Here is a 21,410-nt window from a genome sequence, read left to right as displayed (position 1 = left end):
TCCTGTTACCCGAAAGAAGGACAAACGGCCGAAACCCTCCGGGCGGCGGGTTTCGGCTGCCTAACGTCGACGACGTGACCACCGGCCAGCCCCACCCCGTCGACGCCCCCTCCGACGCCTCCCCCGCCCTGCGCGCCTACGCCGCGTGCGTCGACGGCCTGTTCACCTACTGCCTGTCCGTGCTCTGCGAGCACGACGCGGCCGCCGCCGCCGTCCTGGAGGTCCGCGACCTGGCCCGGCGCCACGGCGACCGGCTCACCGACCCGGAACTGCTCCGCGCCTGGCTGTACGCGCTGGCCCGGCACCGCTGCCTGGCCCGGCTGGACGGCCCCGGGGCCGCCGACGCGCCCCTCGCCGCCGCCCCGTCCGCGCTGTCGGCGCTGTCGGCACCGCCGCCCGGCACCGCCCGCGAGCGGCGCCGCGAACTCGCCTCGCTGGCCTGGCCGGAGGCCGCCGGCACCGACCCCGAGCAGCGCGAGGCGCTGGAGCTGGCGGTCCGGCACCGGCTGGCCGGCCCCGAGGTCGCCGCGGTGCTCGGCCTCACCCCCGAGGACGCGGCCGCGCTGCTGGACGCGGCCGGCGCCGAGGTCGGCCGGACCAGGACGGCGCTGCTGGTGCTCGGCGTCGGCTCCTGCCCCGAGCTGGCGCAGCTCGGCGGGGTCGGCGCGGAGTCCTGGCGCGGCTGGGTGCTCGGCCCGGCGCTCCGCCGCGAACTGGTGCTGCACCTGGTCGAGTGCCCGACCTGCCGGGGCACCGCGGAGCGCGTCGCCGGCCAGCTCGGGCACGGCCTGGCCGGGCTGCCGGGCCTGCCGCTGCTGGCCGCGCCGGGGCCGCTGCGCCCCGCCGCGGCGAGCGGCGGCACCGCCTTCCTGGCGGGCGCGGCGGCCGGCCGGCGGGCCGCCCAGGGGCCGGCCGAGCCGCGCTTCGACCGGCAGGGCTTCCCCCGGCACCGGCTGACGGCGCCGCCGCGCCCCTCGGCGGTGCGCCAGCGGGTGGTGACCACCGGGGTGCTGGCGGCCGTGCTGGCCGCGCCGGTGGTGGCGCTGTGGGGCGCGCACCGGGACGGCGGGGCGGAGCCGGCCTCGGCGGTGTCCTCGGTCCGGGTGGACGCGCCGACCGGGCAGCGGGTGCCGGTGCCGGAGCCCACGGCGGTAGCGGCGCTGCCGCCCGCGACGGGCACCCTGCAGTTGGCGGGCGCGGTGGCCGCAGAAACGTCCCTGCCGACGTTCCAGGGTCCGGTGGTTCCGGTGCCCTCGCACCGCTCCACCCCGCTCTCCAACCCCGCCCTGACCGCGGAGCCCGCCCCGCCCGCCTCGGTCGCCGACCAGCTGACCGTGGAGGCCGGCGAGTACGGCAGCCGCACCGTCCTCACCCTCACCAACTCCGGTGGCGACACGCTCTCCTGGCACGCCGTGCTGGACGTGGACTGGCTCCGGCTGAGCCGCGACTCCGGCTCCCTGGCCCCCGGCCAGCGGATCACCGTCACCGTCACCGTGGACGAGACCCGGGCGCCCCGGTCGAAGTGGACGGCGCACGTGGCGCTGCCGCCGTCCGAGGCGGTGGTGACCCTGGAGGGCGGCACCGACCAGCGCGGCGTCCCCACCCCGGAGCCGACGCCGACCCCGTCGTCGGGCCCCTCCGACCCGGCGGCCTCCCCGTTCCCCTCGTCCCCCTCGACCGGCACGCCCAGCGCCCCCGCCACGCCCTCCTCGCCGGGCCCGTCCGACACCCCGTCCGCACCGGCGTCGTCCACCCCGCCCTCCTCCGCGCCGCCCGCCTCCGGGTCCCCGGCCCCGCCCGGGCCGACCGGGTCGCCGGACGCCTCCCCCTCGGGCTCCGCCACGCCGTCCTCCTGAAGCCTGAAGGGGGCCGCCGGGACACCGGACGGGGTCGGCGGGAACGACTCCGTCCGGGCCGCACCGGGGCGCCGGGGACCGGCCCGAGCCGTCCGCCGTGGGCGAAACCGCTCTGCCGACGGGAGAAATCCGGACTCCCGGCGGATGCTTCGGGAACGCTCCACGGCATGGACATCCTTCTGCTCGGCGGTTCCAAGTTCCTCGGCCGCGCCTACGCCGCCGAGGCCCTCGCCCGCGGCCACCGCGTCACCACCTACAACCGCGGGGTCAGCCGCACCGACCTACCCGGCGTCGAGGCCGTCCACGGCGACCGCGGCAGCCTCGACGACCTGCGCCGCCTGGTCGACGGCCGGCAGTGGGACGCCGTGGTCGACACCTCCGGCCAGCAGCCGCACGACGTCGCGCAGACCGCCCGCCTGCTCTCCGGCCGGACCGGGCACTACGGCTTCGTGTCCTCGGTGCACGCCTTCGCCGACTGGCCCGCCCGGCCGGTCGGCCCGGAGTCCGAGCTGCTGGCGTGCGCCGGCGACCTGCCGCCCGACCAGCCCTTCGCCACCGCCCTCAAGGCGGGCTGCGAGCGCGCCCTGCTGGAGAACCACGACGGCCCGAGCGTGATCCTCAACTGCGGCCTGCTGATCGGCCCGCACGAGCCGATCGGCCGGCTCCCCTGGTGGCTCGACCGGGTCGCCCGCGGCGGCCGGGTCCTCGCCCCCGGCGCCGCCGACCGCCCGATCAGCCTGATCGACGCCCGCGACTTCGCCGCCTTCGGGCTCGACCTCGCCGAGCGGCGCGCCACCGGCCGGTTCGTCACCACCGCGCCGCCCGGCTCCGCGACCACCGGCGAACTCCTCGACGCCTGCCGGGCCGCGACCGGCTCCGACGCCGAGTTCGCCTGGACGGCGGACGCGACCCTGCTCGGCGCCGAGGTCGCGCCGTGGACCGAACTCCCGCTCTGGGCGCCCGCCGCCGAGGGCTGGCTCGGCACCTGGCAGGCCGACTCGACCGCCGCCGTCGCCGCGGGCCTGCGGATCCGCCCGCTCGCGGACACCGTCCGCGACACCTGGGCCTGGCTGGAGTCCGGCGGCCGCGCCGAGGTCGCCTACCGGCAGCTGGAGACCCCGCTCGGCCTCGACCCCGCCAAGGAGCAGTCCCTGCTCGGCAGTTGACGAACCGTCAGGTCGAGGCGGCCGTCAGGCCGGGCGGACCAGTCGGCTCTCGTAGGCGAAGACCACCGCCCGGCTCCGGTCCCGCAGCTCCAGCTTCTGCAGGACCCGCCCCAGGTGCGACTTCACGGTCGCCTCGGCGAGGTGCAGCACGGCCGCGATCTCCGCGTTGGACAGGCCCCGGCCGACCTGGACCAGCACCTCGCGCTCCCGGGCGCTCAGCCGCGCCAGCCGCTCCTCGTGCCCGGTGGCGGCCGCGCCCGGCAGGTGCGGGCGGCAGCTCTCCAGCAGGCGGCGGGTGATCCTCGGCGACACCACCGCGTCGCCCGCCGCCACGCTGCGGACCGCCGCCAGCAGCTCCTCCGGCCTGGTGTTCTTCAGCAGGAAGCCGGAGGCCCCGGCCGCCAGCCCGGCGAAGGCGTACGCGTCCAGGTCGAAGGTGGTGAGGATCAGCACCCGGCAGCGCGGCCGGTCCGCGACGATCCGCCGGGTCGCCTCGATCCCGTCCGTCCCCGGCATCCGGACGTCCATCAGGACGACGTCGGGGCGCAGCTCGCGGGCCAGCCGGACGGCCTCGGCGCCGTCCGCGGCCTCGCCGACCGCCGCCATGTCGGGCTGGGCGTCCAGCACGGTGCCGAACGCCATCCGCAGCAGCGCCTCGTCGTCGGCGACCAGGACCCGGATCGTCATGCCGCCGCCACCGGGTCGCCGCCGAGCAGCAGCCGGGTGCGGACCTCCCAGCCGCCGTCCGGGCCCGGCCCGGCCCGCAGCGTCCCGCCGTAGGCGGCGGCGCGCTCGCGCATCCCCGCCAGGCCGTGGCCGCCGGACGGGGCGGCGGGCCGCGCCGCCCGGGGGCCGCTGTCGGTGACCGCCACCTCGACCGCCACGGCCGAGCAGTCGACCCGGACCTCGGCCCGCGTCCCGGCGGGGGTGTGCCGGAGGGCGTTGGTCAGCGCCTCCTGGACCAGCCGGTAGACGGTGAGCTGGGCGGTCGCCGGCACGCCCCCGCCGCCGTTGACCGCCAGCCGGGTCGGCAGCCCGGCGGCGGTCATCTGCTCGGCCAGCGCCCCGAGTTGGGCGAGGCCGGGCAGCGGGTGGCGGGCCGCGTCCGGCTCGTCGGCGCGCAGCACGCCCAGCACCCGCCGCATGTCGGTCAGCGCCTGCCGGCCGGTCTCGGCGATCTGCCGCATCGCGGCGTCCGCCCGCTCGGGCGCGCGGTGCCGGACGTGCACGGCGGCGTCGGTCAGCGCGACCATCACCGACAGGTTGTGGGTGACGATGTCGTGCATCTCCCGGGTGATCCTGGCCCGCTCCTCGGCGACGGCCAGCCGGGCCCGCCCCCGCTGGTCCTGCTCCAACTGCGCGGCCCGCTCCCGCAGCGTCGCCAGGTGGGCCCGGGTCGTCCAGGCGTTCACGCCGAGCACCGCGGCGGCCACCGTGCTCGCGACGGCCGCGACCAGCAGGGTGGCGAACGCCCCGTCCGCCGCCCAGCGCAGACAGGCCAGCACCGCCCCGGCCGCCACCACCGCCCCGGCGAGCAGCGCCCCGCGCCGCCCGGTCTCGGCGGCGACCGTATACAGAGCCACCAACAGGGCGACGTCCGCCGGAAGTTGGACTCCCGTCAGCCACTGGACGGCCGCGGCGGCGGCCACCGCCGCGAACACCGCGCGCGGGGCGCGGCGGCGCCACAGCAGCGGCAGCGCCAGCGCGGCGGTCAGCGCGGCCGCGAGCGGCAGCTCCCGGGCCGGGTACGCGACCGGCAGGTGCAGCAGGAGCAGGACCGGCAGCACCGCCTCGCGCAGCAGCGGCGGCGGCCGGAGACCCGGGAGCCGGGCGGCCTCGGTCATCGTGCACGTCCCTGTCGTCTCGGCGGCGCGCTGGCCCCGCCCACGCTAGGCCGCCGGCCGGGCCCGGCGCATGGGCCCACCGGCCGAGAGCGGCCGCCCCGGGTACGACCGCAGGAGGAGGCCGGGGGCCGACCGGGGTCGCAACGCGGCCGCCCGCCCCGGCCCCCGGCTGCCACCCGGGTCGGTGCCCGGTCGGGCCCGCGGGCCGATGCGGCGGACCGGTGCCGGTTCGCAGGATGGCCGGGTGACCGAGACCCTGCCGGGACTGTTCCTGTCCCTCCCCGAACTCCTCGCCCTGCTGGGCGCCCTGGCGCTGGTGCTGGTGCGCTGGCTGCCCGCCGCCGCCCGGCCCCGCACCGCCGTCGCGGCGGGCGCGGTGCTGCTGCTGTCGGCGGCCGCCCTGGCCGTCCTGGGCCTGCGCTGGCAGCTGCTGCCGGTGCTCGCCGCCGGCGCCCTGGCGCTGCCGCCCGCGCTCTCCCCCGTGCTGCGGCGGTGGCGCGGCGCCCGGCCGGCCCGACGGGCCCCCCGCTGGCTGGCCCTGCCGGGCACGGCGGCCTGCCTGGGCCTGCTCGCGGCGGGCCCGGCCGCCGCCTGGGCCTTCCCGGTGCCGGTGTTCCCCGAACCCACCGGGGAGTTCGCGGTCGGCACCCGGGTCCTCCAGTGGACCGACCCGCAGCGCCCCGAGACCTTCACCCCCGACCCGGACGACCACCGCACCGTCGTCGCCCAGCTCTGGTACCCGGCCGCCCCGAGCCCCGCGGGCACCCCGCGGGCCCAGTACCTGGGCCGCACCGCGCAGGAGGCCCGGACCGTCTCCGCGGCCCTCGCCGGAGGCGTCGGCCTGCCCGCCTTCCTGGTCGACGGCGTCCCGGAGGCCCGCAGCCGGGCCGTGTTCGACGCCCCCGTGGCGAGCGGCGGCGGCCGCTTCCCGCTGGTGCTGTTCTCACCCGGCTCGGGCGGCGTCCGCACCCAGAACACCGCCTGGGCCGAGGAGTTGGCCAGCCACGGCTACCTGGTCGCCGCCCTCGACCACCCCTACGACTCGGCGGCCGTCGTCCTCGCCGACGGCCGCACCGTCACCGGCGCGACCTCCTCCAGCGGGGACGCCGACCGGGACGCGGAACTCGCCGCCGACTGGACCGCGATCCGGGCCGCCGACCTCGGCTTCGCCCTCACCCGGCTGGAAGCCCTCGACCGCGGCGAGGGCCACGACCCGCTGGCCGGCCGCCTGGACACCGCCCGGGTCGCCGCCGCCGGCCACTCGATGGGCGGCGCGGCCGCCCTGCAGGCCACCCGCCAGGACCCGCGCTTCGCCGCCGTCATCGACCTCGACGGCTTCCCGCACGGCCCCACCACCCCCGCCCTGACCCGCCCGGCCCTCGCCCTCACCCAGGCCCTGACCCCCGCCACCGACCCGCGCTACCTGCCGCGCCTCACCGAGGTCCTCGACACCGACACCGCCACCACCTACCGCCTCACCGTCCCCGGCGCCGCCCACCTCACCTTCATGGACGGCCCGCTCTACCTCCCCCCGGTCCCCCCGATCGTCGGCACCCTCGGCCGCACCGCCGCCCCCCGCATGGTCGCCGCGACCACCCTCGCCTTCCTCGACGCCACCCTCCGCGACCACCCCGCCGACCTGGCCCGCACCCTCACCGCCTACGGCGACCTGACGGTCCACCAGGGAAAGTGACCGGGCTTCCGTGCTCCGGGGCTTCGCTCTTCCGGGCTCCGGGGCTTCGCTCTTCCCGGGCCCGCCGGGAGCGAAGCTCCAGGGGCCCGGGGAACGGCGGTGCCGAGGGGCGGGTGACCGACGGGCCGCGAAGCGCCGACCCCGTTCCGGGCCGAAGGTCCTCGGCGAAAGCCCCGTGGCGCCCCGCCGTTCCCCGGGCCCCTGACTGCTCCCCTGCGCCTAGAAGGTCCGGCGGGTGACGAGTTCCGCGAGGGCGAGGAGGTCGTCGGTGCGGGCCGGGTCCGGGACGGCGGCGGCCAGGTGGCTGATCGCGGCGGCCATCCGGTCGCAGCTCTCGGTCTGGGCCCAGCCGCGCCCGCCCGCCCGGTCCACCGCGTCCGCGGCGGCGGCCAGTTCGGCGGGGCTGAGCGGCCGCCCGTTGGCGTACAGCTCGGCGAGCTCGGCACCGGCGGCCGTCCCGGAGGAGAGCGCGTGGACGACGGGGAGCGACTTCTTCCGGGCGGCGAGGTCGGCGCCGACCGGCTTGCCGGTGACCGCGGGGTCGCCCCAGATGCCGATCAGGTCGTCGATCAGCTGGAAGGCCAGGCCGATCTCGCGGCCGAAGGCGTCCATCGCGTCGGCGGTCTCCCGGTCGGCCCCGGCGTAGAGCGCGCCGATCGCGCACGCGGAGCCGAGCAGGGCGCCGGTCTTGCCCTCCGCCATCACCAGGCACTCGTCGAGGGTGACGTCGGTGCGCTGCTCGAAGGAGCAGTCGGCCTGCTGCCCGGCGCACAGTTCGACCACGCAGTCGGCGAGCCGGCGGACCGAGGCGGCCGCGGCGGGGTGCGGGTCCTCGGCCAGGACCCGCAGCGCCAGCGAGTGCATGGCGTCGCCGGCCAGGATCGCGCCGGTGGTGCCGAACACCCGCCAGGCGGTGGCCCGGTGGCGACGGGTGTGGTCGCGGTCGAGGACGTCGTCGTGCAGCAGGGTGAAGTTGTGGACGAGCTCGACGGAGGCGGCGGCCCGGACGGCGTCCTGCGGGCGCCCGCCGACGGCGGTGGCGGCGGCGAGGACCAGCGCGGGGCGGATCGCCTTGCCCGCGCCGACCGCGCTGGGCGTGCCGTCGGCCTCCAGCCAGCCCAGGTGGTAGCCGGAGATCAGCCGCATCGAGTCGGGAAGGGTGTCGACGGCGGCGCGGATCGCGGGGTCGACGACGGTGCGGGCGCGGGCGAGCAGGGCGAGCGCTTCGGCGGTGTCGCGGCCGTTCTCCGGCGCGGCGACGTCCTCCCCGTGCTGTTCGCGTTCGGGCACGGTGATGGCCATGGTGGGTCCTCCCCCTGGGCCGGCCCCGGCGGCGGGGCGGCGGAACGGCGCGCGGACGGGGTGTCGGCGCGCGGGGCGGGGCGGGGGGGGCCCCGCCGGGGGGGCCGCCCCCCCCGGGGGGGGGGGGGGGGTCTGGGGGGGGGGGGGGGGGGGGGGGGGGGGGGGGGGGGGGGGGGGGCCCCGGGCGGGGGGCCCCCCCCGCCCGGGGCGGTCAGTGGTGCCAGTGCGCGGTGTCGACGTTCTCCAGGACGCCGATGGCATCGGGGACGAGGACCGCCGCCGAGTAGTAGGCGCTGACCAGGTAGGAGATGACCGCCTTCTCGTCGATGCCCATGAAGCGGACGTTCAGGCCGGGTTCGACCTCGTCGGGCAGCGCGCCCGGACGCAGGCCGACGACGCCCTGGTTGTCCTCGCCGACCCGCATGGCGAGGATCGAGGTGGAGCCGTTGACCATCGGGATCTTGTTGCAGGTGAGGATCGGGACGCCGCGCCAGCTCGGCACGGTCTTGCCCTCGAAGAGGATCGACTCGGGGTACAGGCCGCGCGCGGTGCACTCCCGGCCGAAGGCGGCGATCGCCCGGGGGTGGGCGAGGAAGAACCTGGTGCTGCGGCGGCGGCAGAGCAGGTCGTCCATGTCGTCGGGGGTGGGCGGGCCGGAGTGGGTCTGGATGCGCTGGTCGTAGCCGGTGTTGGCGAGCAGGCCGAACTCCGGGTTGTTGACCAGCTCGTGCTCCTGGCGCTCGCGCAGCGCCTCGACGGTCAGCCGGAGCTGGTGCTCGGTCTGGTCCATCGGCTGGTTGTAGAGGTCGGCGACCCGGCTGTGCACCCGCAGGACGGTCTGGGCGACGCTCAACTCGTACTCGCGCGGCGCGAGTTCGTAGTCCACGAAGGCGGTGGGCAGTTCGAACTCGCCCTCGTGCCCGGCCGACATGCCGATCGCCGCCTCGCCCTTGTGGGTCTGCGGGAGCTGCGAGTCGGCGATGAAGGCGAGGATCTGGTCGCGCAGCGCCTCGGAGCGGTCGGCGAGTTCCTGGAACGCGGGCCAGGCCAGCACCATGGCGGTGCCGGAGGTGGTGGCCCGCACGCTGTACGGCCAGCGGCGGTCGGCCATGGTGAGCGCCTCGTCGCCGAGGTGGTCGCCGTCGGCGAGGGTGCCGAGCACGGTGTCGTCGCCGTACTTGCCGGTGCCGACCTTGTCGACCTTGCCGTGCGCGATCAGGTAGACCTCGTCGATCTCGCGGCCCTGCTCGATCAGCGACTCGCCGGCCGCGAAGTCGCGCTGGACGAAGCGCCCGGCGAGCTCGGCCAGCAGCGCGTCGTCCTCGAAGCCGCGCAGCACCGGGACCTCGCGCAGGGTGGGCGCGACGACGGAGACCCGTCCGGCCGTCTGCTCGAAGCCGACCCGCCCGCGGCCGACCGCGTAGGACAGCCGCCGGTTGACCCGGTAGGTGCCGCCGGAGACCTCGACCCAGGGCAGCGCGCGCAGCAGCCAGCGATTGCTGATCTCCTGCATCTGCGGTGCGGACTTGGTGGTCGAGGCGAGGTTCTTGGCGGCCGCCACCGAGAGGCTGGTCTGCTGCCCCGTCTGCGGAATCCCGGCGGTGGTTTCGGTCGTCATTTCGAAGGGGCCCCTGATCGTGTCGACGGCACGTTGCGGCAACCATGCTGACGGCCGTTCAGGTGACCAGGCAATCACTCGTGGGGGTGATTCGGGGGCACGGAGGGCATGGCGCGACCGGGTCCGGGAGCGGCCCGCCGGACCTGTCCGGAACCCGTCACGGAGCCCCGGTCCGAGGTCCGGTTCGAGGCCCGCGCGCTGCTCACCCACCCCCTGTTCGAATCAGGGCGGAACAGCGCTATGGTGGCCCCCTCACCGCGTGGTGGACGCCGCCGCAGCGCAGGCGAACCGGTCGGTGAACCTCCCATTGGCACGCCCTTCTCCGGGGAGAGCTCCGTGACCGCGCCCGTCCGCGTCTGGCTGAACCGCACCTACGCCGAGAACGTCTTCTTCATCGACCTGCTGCGGGCCGCGCCCCGTCCGGTGCACGTCCTGGCCACCCACGTCGATCCCGACTCCCCCGTGCTCGGCGCCGCCGACCTGGGCCTGCTGGAGCCCGACGGCCTGTCGGCCGAGGAGTACCTGGGATTCGCGCTGGAATTCTGCGCCCGCCACGACGTGGACGTTTTCCTGCCGCGCCTGCACCAGCTGGCGATATCCCTGCACCGGCGCGACTTCGAGGCGCTCGGCACCGTGCTGATCTGCCCGCCCGCCCCGGCGATCTCGCTGTTCGCCAGCAAGGTCGACGGCTACCGGGCGCTGGACGCGGCCGGGCTGCCCACCCCGCTGTGGCGGCAGGCCGACACCGCGGCCGAACTGCTCGCCGCGGTCGAGGAGATCGAGGCGACCGGCGCGCAGCCCTGCCTGAAGCCCGCCACCGGCGCCGGCGGCGAGGGCTTCCGCATCCTCACCCGCGAGCCGTTCAGCCTCCGCCGGCTCGCCGGCTACGTCGACACCAGGGTCCAACTCGACCAGGTGGTGCAGGCGTTGGAGTTCGCGGACGGCCCGGCCGAGCTGCTGGTGATGCCGTACCTGAACGGCCCCGAGGTCTCGGTGGACTGCCTGGCCGCCCCGGACGGGCGGCTGCTGGCCGCGGTCGGCCGCAGCAAGCAGGGGCGGCGGCGGGGCTTCACCGTCGAGCCGCAGTACCTGGAGCCGACCCGTCGGCTGGTCGAGCGGTTCGGCGTCGGCCACCTCTCCAACGTCCAGTTCCGGCACGAAGCGAACGGCCGCCCGGTGGTGCTGGACATCAACACCCGCCCCTCCGGCGGCCTGCACCAGCTCCGGCTGTGCGGCCTGAACCTGCCCGCCGCCGCCCTCGAACTCGCCCTCGGCGCCCACCCGTTGCTGCCCGCCCCGGAGGAACTGGAGCTCGGCGAGTACACCCTGGTGCCGAACGCCCGGCCGGTGCTGCCCCGGCAGCCCGCCGCGCCCGCGCTGGAGCGGATCGACGTCCCGGCCGCGCTCCGGCCCGCCGCCGTCGCGCTCTGACCGCCCGGGAGTCCGTCAGTCCGTCGGCCCGGACCAGTCCAGGGTCGGCGGCAGCACCCCTTCCAGGGTGAGCAGCCAGCGCTTGACCTCGATGCCGTGCCAGGCCCCGCCGAAGCCGCCGAGCCCGTCCGCGGCCACCACCCGGTGGCAGGGCACCAGCAGCGGCAGCGGGTTGGCGCCCATCATCTGCCCGACCGTCCGGGCCGGTACCCCCGGCTCGGTCGGATCGGTGAACACCCCGCTGCGGGAGGCGAGTTCGCCGTAGGTGACGGTCTGCCCGAACCCCACCCCGGCCTGCAGGCAGCGCAGCACGGCCAGGTGCGGCCCGGTGGCGAAGCGCCAGTCGATCGGCAGCTCCAGCTCCCGCCGCCGCCCGGCGAAGTACTCGTCCACCCGGGCCCGGACCAGCCCCGCCCGACGCTCGTCGGCGCACTCCGGGACGCCGATCGGCCGCCCCGCGAAGGTGTCGCCGGCGTAACTGGCCGCCGCGACGCCCCGGGCGGTGACGGCGAACCGCATCGGGCCGCTGGGCAGCGGGGTCGGGACGGTGACCCAGGAGAGCTCCATCCGTCCAACGTACTGCCCGGGCCGCCCGGCCCGGGGCGGTTCGGGGGTGGTCGCGGGGCGGCTCAGAGGTGGTCGCGGAGGTACCCGGACAGGCCGCGGCACCAGGTGGCGAGTTCGGCCCGGTCCGGGGCCTCGCCGCGGCCGAGGGCGGCGAGCTGCTCGGCGGGCAGCCGGCCGCCGGCGGACAGCTCCGCCAGTCCGGCCAGCAGCGCGCTCAGGCGTTCGGCGTCCGCGTGGCTGAGCATCACCAGCGCGTCGGTGTGGCCGATGGTCATCGATCCGGGCATCGCGTCCTCCTCGGTCCGTCCCCCGCGCCCCTTGCCTGCTTCCGCCCCCTCGTCCACCGTACGGCCGCCCGGGCGGCACCGCGCGGGCGTGCCGTCCGCCCGTTCGGCCCGTCCGGGTGGCCGGTCCCGGCCGGGCGGCGGAGGGTCGGGGCACCTGTGCCCGACACCCCGGGGCGGGCGCGGGCAGGTGGAGCAGGGCCGAGCCGGACAGCCGGACCGGACAGCCGGACCAGACAGGGAGCGCAGATGCCGCAGCAGGCCGCCGGTCCGTCCCAGCCGCCCAGCCTGCGCGAGCTGCTCCGCAGCCCCGGGTACGGGCGGCTGCTGCTGGTGTCGGCGCTGGTGGGCGTGCCGGTGTCGCTGGCGGCGTTCGGCTTCGTCAGTCTGGAGCACGAGCTGCAGCACTGGGTGTGGGAGTCGCTGCCGCACCGCCTGGGCCACGACCGGGCGCCGTGGTGGTGGCCGCTGCCGGCGCTGCTGCTGGCGGGTCTGCTGCTGGCGCCGATCGTGACCAGGATGCCGGGCCGCGGCGGCCACACCCCCGTCCTGGGGCTGGGCGGCCCGCCGACGCTGCCGGCCGAGACGCCCTCGGTGGTGCTGGCGGCGCTGGCCTCGCTGCCGCTGGGCGCGGTGCTCGGCCCGGAGGCGCCGCTGATGGCGATGGGCAGCGGGCTGGCGCTGCTGACGGTGCGGGCGGCGAAGCGGGCGGCCAGCCCGATGCTCGGGCCGATGCTGGGCGCGGCCGGGTCGTCGGCGGCGATCGCCACCATCTTCGGCAGCCCGCTGGTGGCGGCGGTGATGATGATCGAGGCGGCCGGCCTGGGCGGGGCGCAGCTGACCATGCTGCTGCTGCCCTGCCTGCTGTCCTCCGGCATCGGCGCGCTGGTGTTCACCGGCTTCGGCCACTGGACCGGCCTGTCGATCGGCGCGCTGAGCCTGCCGTCGGTGCCGAAGGCCGTGCTGCCGGACGCCGGGGACTTCCTCTGGGGGGTGCCGCTGGCGGTGGTGATCGCGCTGGTGGTGGTCGCGGGGCAGAGCCTGGGCCACCGGTTCGCGTCGTTCACGGCGACCCGGACGGCGTCCCGGACGGTGATCAGCGCGGTGCTGGTGGGCGTCTGCCTGGCCGGGTACGCGCTGGTGACGGGGCGGACCCCGGAGGAGGCGGCGCTGTCCGGGCAGGCGACGCTGGGACAGCTGGCGGCCGATCCGCACGCCTGGTCGGTGGCGGCGCTGCTGGCGCTGGTGCTGTTCAAGGGGCTGGGCTGGGGCGTCGCACTGGGGTCGATGCGCGGTGGCCCGATCTTCCCGGCGGTGCTGCTGGGCGCGGCCCTGGGCGTGGCGGCGGGCGGCCTGCCCGGGATGGGCACGGAGGCGGGCCTGGCGGCCGGGCTGGCGGCGAGCGGCGCGGCGGTGACCAAGCTGCCGGTGACCAGCACGGTGCTGGCGACCATGCTGCTGGGCGATCAGGCCGCGGACTCGATGCCGTTGCTGATCGTGGCCTCGGTGGTGGCGTTCCTGACCGCGACCTTCGTGCACCGGCTGGCCCCGGCCGCACCGGAAGGGCACGCGTCCGCCTCCCCCGCCGCGGATCGCTCCGCGGGCTGACGTTCGCGTACCGCTCCCGGTGGCGGCGTCGGCACGGCGGTCCCCTCGGCCGCCGTGCCGGTGGTCCGTGTCCTCCCCGCGGGCGGCTGAGCGGCAGGCCGCGGTCGGGAGGTCACGGGTCGCGAGCCGGTGCCCGGCGGCACCGGCGTCGCGGGTCGGTGGGTCAGGACCAGACGGTGTCCTGCCGGTTCGAGCGGATGCGGTGGCTGCTGTGCGATGCGCGCGTCATGGCGTTCTCCCCGTCGTGTGTCCGGCCGGTGTCGGAGGGTGTTCCGACCGGCCGTCCTGCCTGGGGTCCAGCATGGGTGACCGCGCTAATCGGTCGATAACATCGCCCTAACGTGTGCCGACGGGGAGTCGGGCCGGACGCACGCGGCGCGGGGGGCGAGCGGGTGCGCTTCGGACTACTGGGGAGCCTGACCGTCCACGACGGCGGCCGTGACCTCCCGGTCCGCGGCCCGCTGGCCCGGACCCTGCTGGCCGTCCTGCTCCTGAACGCCGACCGCCCCGTCCCGCTGGACGCGCTCACCGACGCCCTGTGGGGCGCGCACGCCCCCGCCACCGCCGAGGCCTCCCTGCGCAACCTGGTCTCCCGCCTGCGCCGCACCCTCGACGACGAACGCGGCGACCGCCTGCGCGCCACCCCCGCCGGCTACCGGCTCCACCTCACCGACGACGAACTGGACACCCGCCTGTTCGACGCCGCGATCCACCGCGCCCGCACCGCCCGCCACCAGCACGACCACGCCACCGTCCGCGCCGAGACCGCCACCGCCCTCGGCCTCTGGCGCGACGACCCCCTCACCGGCCTGGCCGAACTCGCCCACCGCACCCCGCAGTGCGCCCAGTGGCGCGAACACCGCCTGCAGGCCCTCGAATGGCGCCACGACGCCGAACTCGCCCTCGGCAACCCGCAGGTCCTGATCCCCGACCTCACCGCCCTGACCGCCGAACACCCGCTGCGCGAGACCTTCCACCTCCAGCTGATCCGCGCCCTCGACGCCGCCGGCCACCGCGCCCGGGCCCTGATCGCCTACCAGCGCCTGCGCACCACCCTGCGCGAAGAACTCGGCGCCGAACCCGGCCCCGCCGCCCGGGAACTGCACCGCACCCTGCTCGCCGAACCGGGCCCGGCAGCGGCACCGGCCCCGGCTTCGACCCCGGCACCGGCACCGGCACCGGCTGCTCCGGCCCGCCCCGCGCCCTCCCAACTCCCCACCCCCGCCGCCCACTTCATCGGTCGCGACACCCAACTCGCCCACCTGCTCGACGCCCTGACCGCCCCCGCCGACCGGCCCGCCGTCGCCGTGGTCAGCGGCATGGCCGGCGTCGGCAAGTCCGCCCTCGCCGTCCGCACCGCCCACCGGCTGCGCGACGCCTTCCCCGACGGACAGCTCTTCCTCAACCTGCACGGCGCCACCCCCGGCCTCACCCCCCTCACCCCGCTCGCCGCCCTCACCACCCTGCTGCGCGCCCTGGGCACCGCCCCCGGCACCGTCCCCGACGACCCCGGCGCCGCCGCCGCGCTCCTGCGCGGCGCCCTCGCCGGCACCCGCACCCTGCTCGTCCTCGACGACGCCGCCGGCCTCGCCCAGGTCCGCCCCCTGCTGCCCGCCACCCCGGGCTGCGCCGTCCTGGTCACCAGCCGTAGCCCGCTGCCGGCCCTCGACGCCGCCCTGCACCTGCGCCTGGACACCCTCACCGAGCGGGAGAGCATCGCCCTGGTCGAACGCGCGGCCGGCCGCGCCACCGCCGACCGCACCGTCCTCTCCCTCGAACAGAACGACCTGGCCCGCCTGGTCCACCTCTGCGGCCGCCTCCCGCTCGCCCTGCGCATCGCCGCCGCCCGCCTGGCCGCCCGCCGCCACCTCCCCGTCCGCGGCCTCGCCGACCGCCTCACCGACCCCCGGGACCGGCTCGACGAACTCGAACTCGACGACCTCAGCATCCGCCGGTCCCTCGCCCTGAGCCACGAATCCCTCCGCGCCTCCCCCCGCGCCACCGACCGCCGCGCCGCCGACGCCCTGCTCGCCATCGGCGCCCTCGACCTCCCCGCCTACTCCGCCCCCCAACTCGCCGCCGTCCTCGACCTCACCCCCGCCCGGGCCGCCACCGCCCTCGAACGCCTCACCGAGGCCGCCCTCCTCGACGAGATCCGGCCCGACCACTACGCACCCCACGACCTGGTCCGCGACTACGCCCGCGAACTCCCCGACCCCGAGCAGCGCCACCGCCTCACCCGCACCGCCCTCGGCTGGTACCGCGACCTCGGCATCCGGATCTCCCACGCCCTCGACCCCACCCAGCACACGGCACGCCTGCTGCTGCCGCCGCCCGCCGACGGCGAGCCGCTCGACCGGGACGGCGCGCTGGCCCTCGGCAACGAGGAGTGCGAGAACCTGGTGGTGCTGGTCGAGCAGTTCGCCGAGGAACCCTGGGCCGCGGCCGAACTCTCCACCCTGGTCCGGGGGTTCTTCACCTACCTGCGCACCCGGGGACGCGTCGCGGAGACCGTCCGGCTGAACGAGATCGTGCTCCGGGTCGCCCGCCGGGCCGGCGACCCGACCGCCGAGGGCTACGCACTGGGCGACCTGGCCGGCACCAAGTTCGCCACCGACCGGTACGAGGACGCCCTCACCCTGATCACCGACGCGCTGGCCGTCTGGCGGCAGGTCGGCAACCCCGAGCGGGAGCGCAACGCCCTGAACAACCGCGGGCTGCTGCTGAGCCACCTCGGCCGCACCGAGGAGGCGGGGGCCGCCCTGGAGGAGGCGCTGGAACTGGGCGTACGGGCCGGCGACCACCGCGGCCAGGCCGTCGTCCTGAGCGCCCTCGGCAACCTGGTCGAGGCCGAGAGCCCGCACCGCGCCATCGCGTACCACCGGCGCTCGATCGAGGCCGGTCGGCGCTGCGACCACCCGGACACCCAGATGGCCGGCCTCACCAACATCGGCTTCGCCCACCTCAAACTCGGCGACCCGGTCGCCGCCCTGCACCACTTCGACCTCGCCACCGCGGTCCCGAACGGCAACGTCGCCTGGATCATCGAACTGGAGACCTGGCGCGGCCGGATCGAGGCCCTGCGCCGCCTGCGCCGCCTCGACGAGGCCCTCGACTCCAGCCGCCGGATGCTGGACCGGGTCGCCGCCGATCAGGACGGCCACGGCACCGGAATGATCGAACACGCCCACGGCCTGGTCCTGCGCGACCTCGGCCGGCACGCCGAAGCCCTCGCCGTCTGGCACACCGCCCTGACCCGCCTCACCGGCTCCGACCACCCCGTCGTCGCCGAACTCCGCGCCCTCCTCGCCGCCGAATCCGCCTGACGCCCCCTCACCCTCCGCCCGCCCCGACGCCGACGGGCCGACCCCGAGGATCACCCTCCGGACCGGCCCGCTCGCCACGACTCGCCTGCGGAGCCCCCTGTCGGGTTCGAACCGACGACCCCCGCTTTACAAGACGAACCCGGATCATGACGGGGCGTGACGCCTGATGCCGCGTGGCGCTGAACCTGCAGGTCAGCGCCACGCGGCTGGTTTCGTGATCCAATTCCAGGCAGCTCGTGTTGCCCCGTCCGCTCACGCATCGCTCACGCGGAACCCAACCGCAGAAGGCCGTCGTCCTCAGGACGTGCCGGTCTGGTGGCCTTCAGGGCGTGCCTGGCCAGGAGGATGCGGGGCAGCCCCGCACCTGATACGTCGCCAACGCGCATCATCTGTCCGCCCCGACTACTGCACCTCATGGTTGCCAAGCACTCCTTGGGCTGCCGGGCCACGGCTCCACGTAAGCAAGCTCCACGGCCAGTTCCCCGCAGGCCGAAGCTCCGCGGTCGGCTGCTGACACCGCTCGGACATCAGGCCGACCCATTGCACAATCTTGTGCGGCAAGGAGCCACGCGAGATGCCCCCTGCCGATAGGATGAAGATGCCCGAGTCGAGGCGTCAATCCTGAGACAAGGCGGTTCCTGGTGAGCGAAGCCATTGACGAAGTTCTACCCGAAGCTCTCGATCGCAGGAACCTGCGTTTCACCAGCCTACATGTGGGCAATTGGAGAAACTTTACGAATTTTTCGGTAGATCTACAGCAGCGAATGTTTCTCGTCGGGCCCAATGCGGCAGGGAAGTCGAACTTTCTCGATTGCTTTCGATTTCTATCGGATATTGTCTCCGTCGGCGGAGGGTTCGAGGCTGCAGTCGCACGCAGAGGCGGCGTAAGCATGATCAGATCATTTGCTGCGCGCCGATACCCATCCATTTCCCTTCGGGTCACGCTTGGCAACGATCAGGTCCCCGCCGAGTGGACTTACGAATTGAAGTTCAAGCAAGATAATCAACGCCGCCCCATCATTGAGTCCGAGGTGGTTCTTTATCGAGGCCGCCAGCTTCTAAATCGACCCGACGTGGATGATGACGGAGATCTCGACAGGTTGAGGCAGACACACCTCGAACAAGTAAACGTCAATCGAGACTTCCGGCTAGTGGCGGAGTTCTTTTCCAGTGTCAATTACCTGCATATCGTTCCTCAGCTTGTTCGCGAACCCGATAGGTCCGTTGGGAAAAAGGATGATCCATTTGGTGGCGATTTTCTAGAGAAGATTGCCAGCACGCCCAAGCGCACACGAGATGCCCGCCTTCGGAAGATTGTAGAGGCGCTGCGAGTAGCGGTCCCGCAGTTGCAGGAACTGGAGCTACAAGCAGACATCCGTGGAGTTCCGCACCTGCGTGGAAAGTACCAACACTGGCGGCCACGGGGAGCTTGGCAGACTGAAGACCACTTTTCCGATGGTACCCTTCGGCTTCTCGGTCTCCTCTGGGCCGTCGCAGAGTCCACCGGCCCTCTACTACTGGAGGAGCCGGAGCTCTCACTTCACCCAGAAGTGGTGACCCACATTCCGCAAATGTTTGCACGTGTTCAGCGAAGGTCGAATCGGCAAATCCTGGTGAGCTCGCACTCTCCCGAAATTCTGAACGACGAGGGCGTGGGAACCGATGAGGTTCTCGCCCTGCTGCCCGAAGCCGAAGGGACGGCCGTCACCCGCATTTCAGACCGGAAAGATCTTCAGAGTATGCGGGATGCAGGAATTCCCTTGGGGGATATTCTGCGAGGACTTACTGCACCTGAAGAGGCTGGACAGCTTAGCTTCTTCGTGGGGTGAACGTGAATAAGGTGACAGTCGCAATCGAAGGGCACTCCGACGAAGGGGCCGTCCGGGCAATCCTGCGAGAATGCGGACTATCTGTTGCGATGATTCAGGGGAGGAATGGACGCGACAGCATCCTCAAGAAGCTTCCCGCATACAATAACGCAGCAAGATTTTCCCCCTGGTTTGTACTGGTGGACCTGGACTCCAGCGACGCCTGCGTCGTGGAGCACCTAAATGATTGGCTTCCCGAACCATCAGATCTCATGGTTTTCCGTGTCGCGATCTCAGAGATCGAATCCTGGCTCCTAGCGGACGCGGAAAGAATCTCCGAGTTCCTTGGTGTGTCACGCGCAAAGATTCCACGAGACCCCGACAGCCTGGCCGATCCGAAGCAATGCATTGTGAACCTTGCACGCAATTCCAGGAGACGAGAAATCAGAGAGGGGCTTGTCCCACGGCCACGCAGTGGAACCTCCATCGGCCCCACATACGTGTCAGATATCAGAGAATTCGGCCAGGCCCAATGGCGACCACGAGTGGCCGCCGAGGAGTCTCCCAGTCTGAGTCGCTGCATCAAGCGACTTGAGGAATTGGAGCGGAAGCTCCGTGGTTAACTTTGGGAACAGCAGGAAGCCCATTTCATGGCTTGCCAGCGCAGCCTGGTCCGGACATATGGCGCCACACTTCTAATTCTGGGGCACTGCCTTGGTTCTCCGTAGCCAGCAGGGCAGGGTTTTGAGGATTTAAAACCGGCACGTCAGAATTCCGCCACGGCAAGTGATCTTGAATGACCCTTCAGTTTCGATGGTAGATGCGACGATATCGTGCGCCCTGGAGACTGTTTCATTAAATGGGACGCAACATTGCTCAGCCCATGCTTCGTAGGAGGCCAGATGGGCGATTATCGGGTCTGGGTCGGTGACCTCGATGACCCCAGGCAGCTCCCGAAGTCGAATCGCACCAAACTCCTTCGAGAGGTAGCCGGGTGCCTTCTCCAGGGAGAATCGTGAGCTGAGCGAGACTCGCGCGGGCCCTTCAGAGATGCCCAGGATGTCACCCGCGGCCCTGGCCCACAGCCGATCCAGTTCCTGCTTGTCAGTGTCGCTGTTCGTTGAGGCGATGAGTACGCCACCAGGGCGCAGGACCCGAGCCAACTCCTTGATCGTGGCCGCGATGTCGCTGACGTGGTACAGCATGTGCAGGGCCAGCACGGCATCGGCGCTGTCGTCGGCAAAAGGCAGAGCCTGGGCGTCGGCCACCAGGACCGGCTTCTCGACGTCGGCGAGGATGCCCGCCGAGATGTCCATCCCGACGCCCTGAAGGTCAGGGCGGTCCTTGTGCAGGCGGCTGACGAACTTGCCGTTGCCGCAGCCGATATCGAGGACGATCCCGCTGGTGCCGGCCAGCTCTTCGAGGACGATCCCGGGCAGGTCGTACTGCGGCTGCTGCCACCGGTAGATCGACTGGCGGGCGGCCAGGTGGCGTCCGTCAGCGTAGGCGCTGTTCGCGAGGATGGACTTGTCGGCGACAGCGGCGTCCTGCTGTGCGGTGTTGCTCGTCACTGTGGCAGCTCCGGAGGGTTCGTGAGTGCGGGTCGAGAGCAGGCTTCTCTGACATTCTCACGGAGACTCAGGACGATCGGGGAGCCTGCGTAGGCGGGCTCGGCGAGACGGGTACTCAGCGCCCGAAGGCGGCTGGAGATGCTCGCTGTTCGCCGGTCCGGTGCGGCGTCCAGCACCACCGAGAGCTTCTCCTGCACGCCGTCGAGGTCACCGTGGGCGAGGTGGGCGTTGGCGAGGTCGAGGTGGGCGGCCAGCAGATCGCCGAAGGACTGTTCCTGCTGCGGCGCGGACTCGTACAGGACGATGGCCCTGGAGGACGCCTCGATAGCGCGGTTCACGTGACGCTGGCTGCCCAGGGCAAGGAGGGCGGTGCCAGCGTAGGTCCATTGCTTGGCCTCGGGAAACGTGAATACGCCGGGAAGATCCACGGCGGCTACGGCGCTCCGTGCCGCCTCGGCAGCTTCCACGGCCCATAACGCGCTCGCGCTGTCGCCGAGCGCGGCAGTGGCCCGAGCTTCGAGACTGAGCAGGCGGGCTGCGATCGTCCCGCTGTCCGCGTACGGCAGTCCGGATCTGGCCAGCTCGGCGGCCTGGTGGTGGTCCTGCTGCCAGTAGGCGATCAGGGACTGGACGGATCGAATCCAGGCCCGGAGACCGTTGTGGCCGGCTGACTCCGCGCAGCGCCAGGCAGTTCGCGAATGCGTAGCCGCAGCTGTGTACTGGCCGAGGTCGAGGGCGACGTGAGTGGCCAGGCCACAGAGGCGCCCGGCCTGCAGGTAGAGATGACCTGTCTGGTAAGGGTGTTGACGGCCTCGGAGCAAGTCGAACACCCCTCGTCGAAGGGTTCCGATGTCGTGGAAGAGCTCGGACACCGGCTTGCTCACGTAGTCCCCTGCCAGCCTCGCAATGTCCGCGTCGATCTGTTCAAGCAGCGTGTCGTCCACGTTGGACGCGCTCGCGAAGCGAAGGAAGAGCGCGGACTCTGCCGAGTCGGCTGCCACGGCCACTACGAGATCGTTGTCGTGGTCCGTGCGCCGGGCAGGCACAGGAGGCAAGGCGTCGCCGACGCTGCTGGACGGTGGAACTGCTCCGGAGGCTGCAGGGGGCGCTGCCAGTAGGTCGGCCAACTGGTTGACCGAGAGTTCCAGGGCGCGGGCGAGCTTCGGCCGCATCCAGGGCTGTGGGGTGCCCCTGCCGCTCTCCCATCGCCCCACGGTCGTACGGTCCACGTCGAGGGCTTCAGCCAGGGATTCCTGGGTGTGGCCGACAGCCTCCCTGCGCTGGATCAGCCGGGACCTCCTGGATGCCATCCCGCGTCCTCCAGAGGTACGTCAGT

Annotated in this window: 15 protein-coding genes and 1 tRNA gene; 7 read left to right on the top strand and 9 right to left on the bottom strand. The window is 73.8% G+C overall.

All coding sequences use genetic code 11. From position 1 onward, the window contains the following. The first annotated feature begins 74 nt into the window (after positions 1-74). Together ACIQBJ_RS12560 and ACIQBJ_RS12555 are read left to right on the top strand one after the other, a co-directional pair. Complete coding sequence (locus ACIQBJ_RS12560) at positions 75-1,856, top strand: hypothetical protein (protein WP_400707908.1); 1,782 nt, start codon at positions 75-77, stop codon at positions 1,854-1,856. A gap of 167 nt (positions 1,857-2,023) precedes the next feature. Next, positions 2,024-3,022 (top strand): NAD-dependent epimerase/dehydratase family protein, encoded by a 999-nt coding sequence (locus ACIQBJ_RS12555; protein WP_400707906.1) that lies wholly within the window; start codon positions 2,024-2,026, stop codon positions 3,020-3,022. A 24-nt stretch (positions 3,023-3,046) separates the two neighbouring features. On the opposite strand, the gene ACIQBJ_RS12550 is transcribed toward ACIQBJ_RS12555, so the two are convergent. Together ACIQBJ_RS12550 and ACIQBJ_RS12545 are read right to left on the bottom strand one after the other, a co-directional pair. Next, complete coding sequence (locus ACIQBJ_RS12550) at positions 3,047-3,709, bottom strand: response regulator (protein WP_400707904.1); 663 nt, start codon at positions 3,707-3,709, stop codon at positions 3,047-3,049. Then, a complete protein-coding gene (locus ACIQBJ_RS12545) occupies positions 3,706-4,866 on the bottom strand; it encodes a sensor histidine kinase (protein WP_400707902.1) in 1,161 nt (386 codons plus the stop codon). The genes ACIQBJ_RS12550 and ACIQBJ_RS12545 overlap by 4 nt, the downstream gene beginning before the upstream one ends. Before the next feature lie 244 nt (positions 4,867-5,110). Between ACIQBJ_RS12545 and ACIQBJ_RS12540 the strand changes: the two genes are divergently transcribed. Further along, the gene (locus ACIQBJ_RS12540) at positions 5,111-6,559 is read left to right on the top strand and encodes an alpha/beta hydrolase family protein (RefSeq protein ID WP_400707900.1); all 1,449 of its coding nucleotides are present in this window, start codon (positions 5,111-5,113) and stop codon (positions 6,557-6,559) included. Positions 6,560-6,778: 219 nt separating this feature from the next. Here the strand turns inward: ACIQBJ_RS12540 and ACIQBJ_RS12535 are convergent, their stop codons facing one another. Further along, positions 6,779-7,861 (bottom strand): family 2 encapsulin nanocompartment cargo protein polyprenyl transferase, encoded by a 1,083-nt coding sequence (locus ACIQBJ_RS12535; protein ID WP_400707896.1) that lies wholly within the window; start codon positions 7,859-7,861, stop codon positions 6,779-6,781. Positions 7,862-8,072: 211 nt separating this feature from the next. Next, a complete protein-coding gene (locus ACIQBJ_RS12530) occupies positions 8,073-9,479 on the bottom strand; it encodes a family 2B encapsulin nanocompartment shell protein (RefSeq protein ID WP_400707894.1) in 1,407 nt (468 codons plus the stop codon). A 336-nt stretch (positions 9,480-9,815) separates the two neighbouring features. Between ACIQBJ_RS12530 and ACIQBJ_RS12525 the strand changes: the two genes are divergently transcribed. Further along, positions 9,816-10,910: an ATP-grasp domain-containing protein gene (locus ACIQBJ_RS12525; protein ID WP_400707892.1), complete on the top strand. Its 1,095-nt coding sequence runs from the start codon at positions 9,816-9,818 to the stop codon at positions 10,908-10,910. Between the two features lie 15 nt (positions 10,911-10,925). Here ACIQBJ_RS12525 and ACIQBJ_RS12520 read toward each other — a convergent pair whose 3' ends face one another. Both ACIQBJ_RS12520 and ACIQBJ_RS12515 read right to left on the bottom strand, forming a co-directional pair. Then, positions 10,926-11,477 carry a methylated-DNA--[protein]-cysteine S-methyltransferase gene (locus tag ACIQBJ_RS12520; RefSeq protein ID WP_400707890.1) on the bottom strand — a complete coding sequence of 184 codons (552 nt, stop codon included), beginning with the start codon at positions 11,475-11,477 and terminating at the stop codon, positions 10,926-10,928. 62 nt (positions 11,478-11,539) lie between these two features. After that, positions 11,540-11,764, bottom strand: coding sequence for a hypothetical protein (locus ACIQBJ_RS12515; RefSeq protein ID WP_400707888.1), 225 nt, complete (start codon positions 11,762-11,764; stop codon positions 11,540-11,542). A gap of 246 nt (positions 11,765-12,010) precedes the next feature. Between ACIQBJ_RS12515 and ACIQBJ_RS12510 the strand changes: the two genes are divergently transcribed. Together ACIQBJ_RS12510 and ACIQBJ_RS12505 are read left to right on the top strand one after the other, a co-directional pair. Beyond that, positions 12,011-13,369, top strand: a complete 1,359-nt coding sequence (locus ACIQBJ_RS12510; RefSeq protein WP_400707886.1) for a chloride channel protein — start codon at positions 12,011-12,013, stop codon at positions 13,367-13,369. 392 nt (positions 13,370-13,761) lie between these two features. After that, a complete protein-coding gene (locus ACIQBJ_RS12505) occupies positions 13,762-16,695 on the top strand; it encodes a BTAD domain-containing putative transcriptional regulator (protein ID WP_400707884.1) in 2,934 nt (977 codons plus the stop codon). Positions 16,696-16,786: 91 nt separating this feature from the next. Here the strand turns inward: ACIQBJ_RS12505 and ACIQBJ_RS12500 are convergent. Continuing rightward, a tRNA-Thr gene (locus tag ACIQBJ_RS12500) sits at positions 16,787-16,873 on the bottom strand. 463 nt (positions 16,874-17,336) lie between these two features. On the opposite strand from ACIQBJ_RS12500, the gene ACIQBJ_RS12495 reads away from it, so the two are divergent. Then, positions 17,337-18,524, top strand: a complete 1,188-nt coding sequence (locus ACIQBJ_RS12495; protein WP_400707882.1) for an AAA family ATPase — start codon at positions 17,337-17,339, stop codon at positions 18,522-18,524. 731 nt (positions 18,525-19,255) lie between these two features. Here ACIQBJ_RS12495 and ACIQBJ_RS12490 read toward each other — a convergent pair. Further along, complete coding sequence (locus ACIQBJ_RS12490) at positions 19,256-20,074, bottom strand: class I SAM-dependent methyltransferase (protein ID WP_400707880.1); 819 nt, start codon at positions 20,072-20,074, stop codon at positions 19,256-19,258. Continuing rightward, on the bottom strand, positions 20,071-21,384 hold the full coding sequence (locus ACIQBJ_RS12485; protein ID WP_400707878.1) for a helix-turn-helix transcriptional regulator: 1,314 nt from the start codon (positions 21,382-21,384) through the stop codon (positions 20,071-20,073). Before ACIQBJ_RS12485 ends, ACIQBJ_RS12490 begins: the two co-directional genes overlap by 4 nt. Between the last annotated feature and the right edge of the window lie 26 nt (positions 21,385-21,410).

The sequence above is a fragment of the Kitasatospora sp. NPDC088391 genome (assembly GCF_044753345.1).
Classification (GTDB): domain Bacteria; phylum Actinomycetota; class Actinomycetes; order Streptomycetales; family Streptomycetaceae; genus Kitasatospora.
This window is presented reverse-complemented; position numbering and strand designations above follow the sequence as displayed.

Coding starts and splice junctions, on each gene's coding strand:
- ACIQBJ_RS12555 (WP_400707906.1), top strand. CDS start 2,024: ATGGACATCCTTCTGCTCGGCGGTTCCAAGTTCCTCGGCCGCGCCTAC.
- ACIQBJ_RS12550 (WP_400707904.1), bottom strand. CDS start 3,709: ATGACGATCCGGGTCCTGGTCGCCGACGACGAGGCGCTGCTGCGGATG.
- ACIQBJ_RS12545 (WP_400707902.1), bottom strand. CDS start 4,866: ATGACCGAGGCCGCCCGGCTCCCGGGTCTCCGGCCGCCGCCGCTGCTG.
- ACIQBJ_RS12535 (WP_400707896.1), bottom strand. CDS start 7,861: ATGGCCATCACCGTGCCCGAACGCGAACAGCACGGGGAGGACGTCGCC.
- ACIQBJ_RS12530 (WP_400707894.1), bottom strand. CDS start 9,479: ATGACGACCGAAACCACCGCCGGGATTCCGCAGACGGGGCAGCAGACC.
- ACIQBJ_RS12520 (WP_400707890.1), bottom strand. CDS start 11,477: ATGGAGCTCTCCTGGGTCACCGTCCCGACCCCGCTGCCCAGCGGCCCG.
- ACIQBJ_RS12515 (WP_400707888.1), bottom strand. CDS start 11,764: ATGCCCGGATCGATGACCATCGGCCACACCGACGCGCTGGTGATGCTC.
- ACIQBJ_RS12510 (WP_400707886.1), top strand. CDS start 12,011: ATGCCGCAGCAGGCCGCCGGTCCGTCCCAGCCGCCCAGCCTGCGCGAG.
- ACIQBJ_RS12485 (WP_400707878.1), bottom strand. CDS start 21,384: ATGGCATCCAGGAGGTCCCGGCTGATCCAGCGCAGGGAGGCTGTCGGC.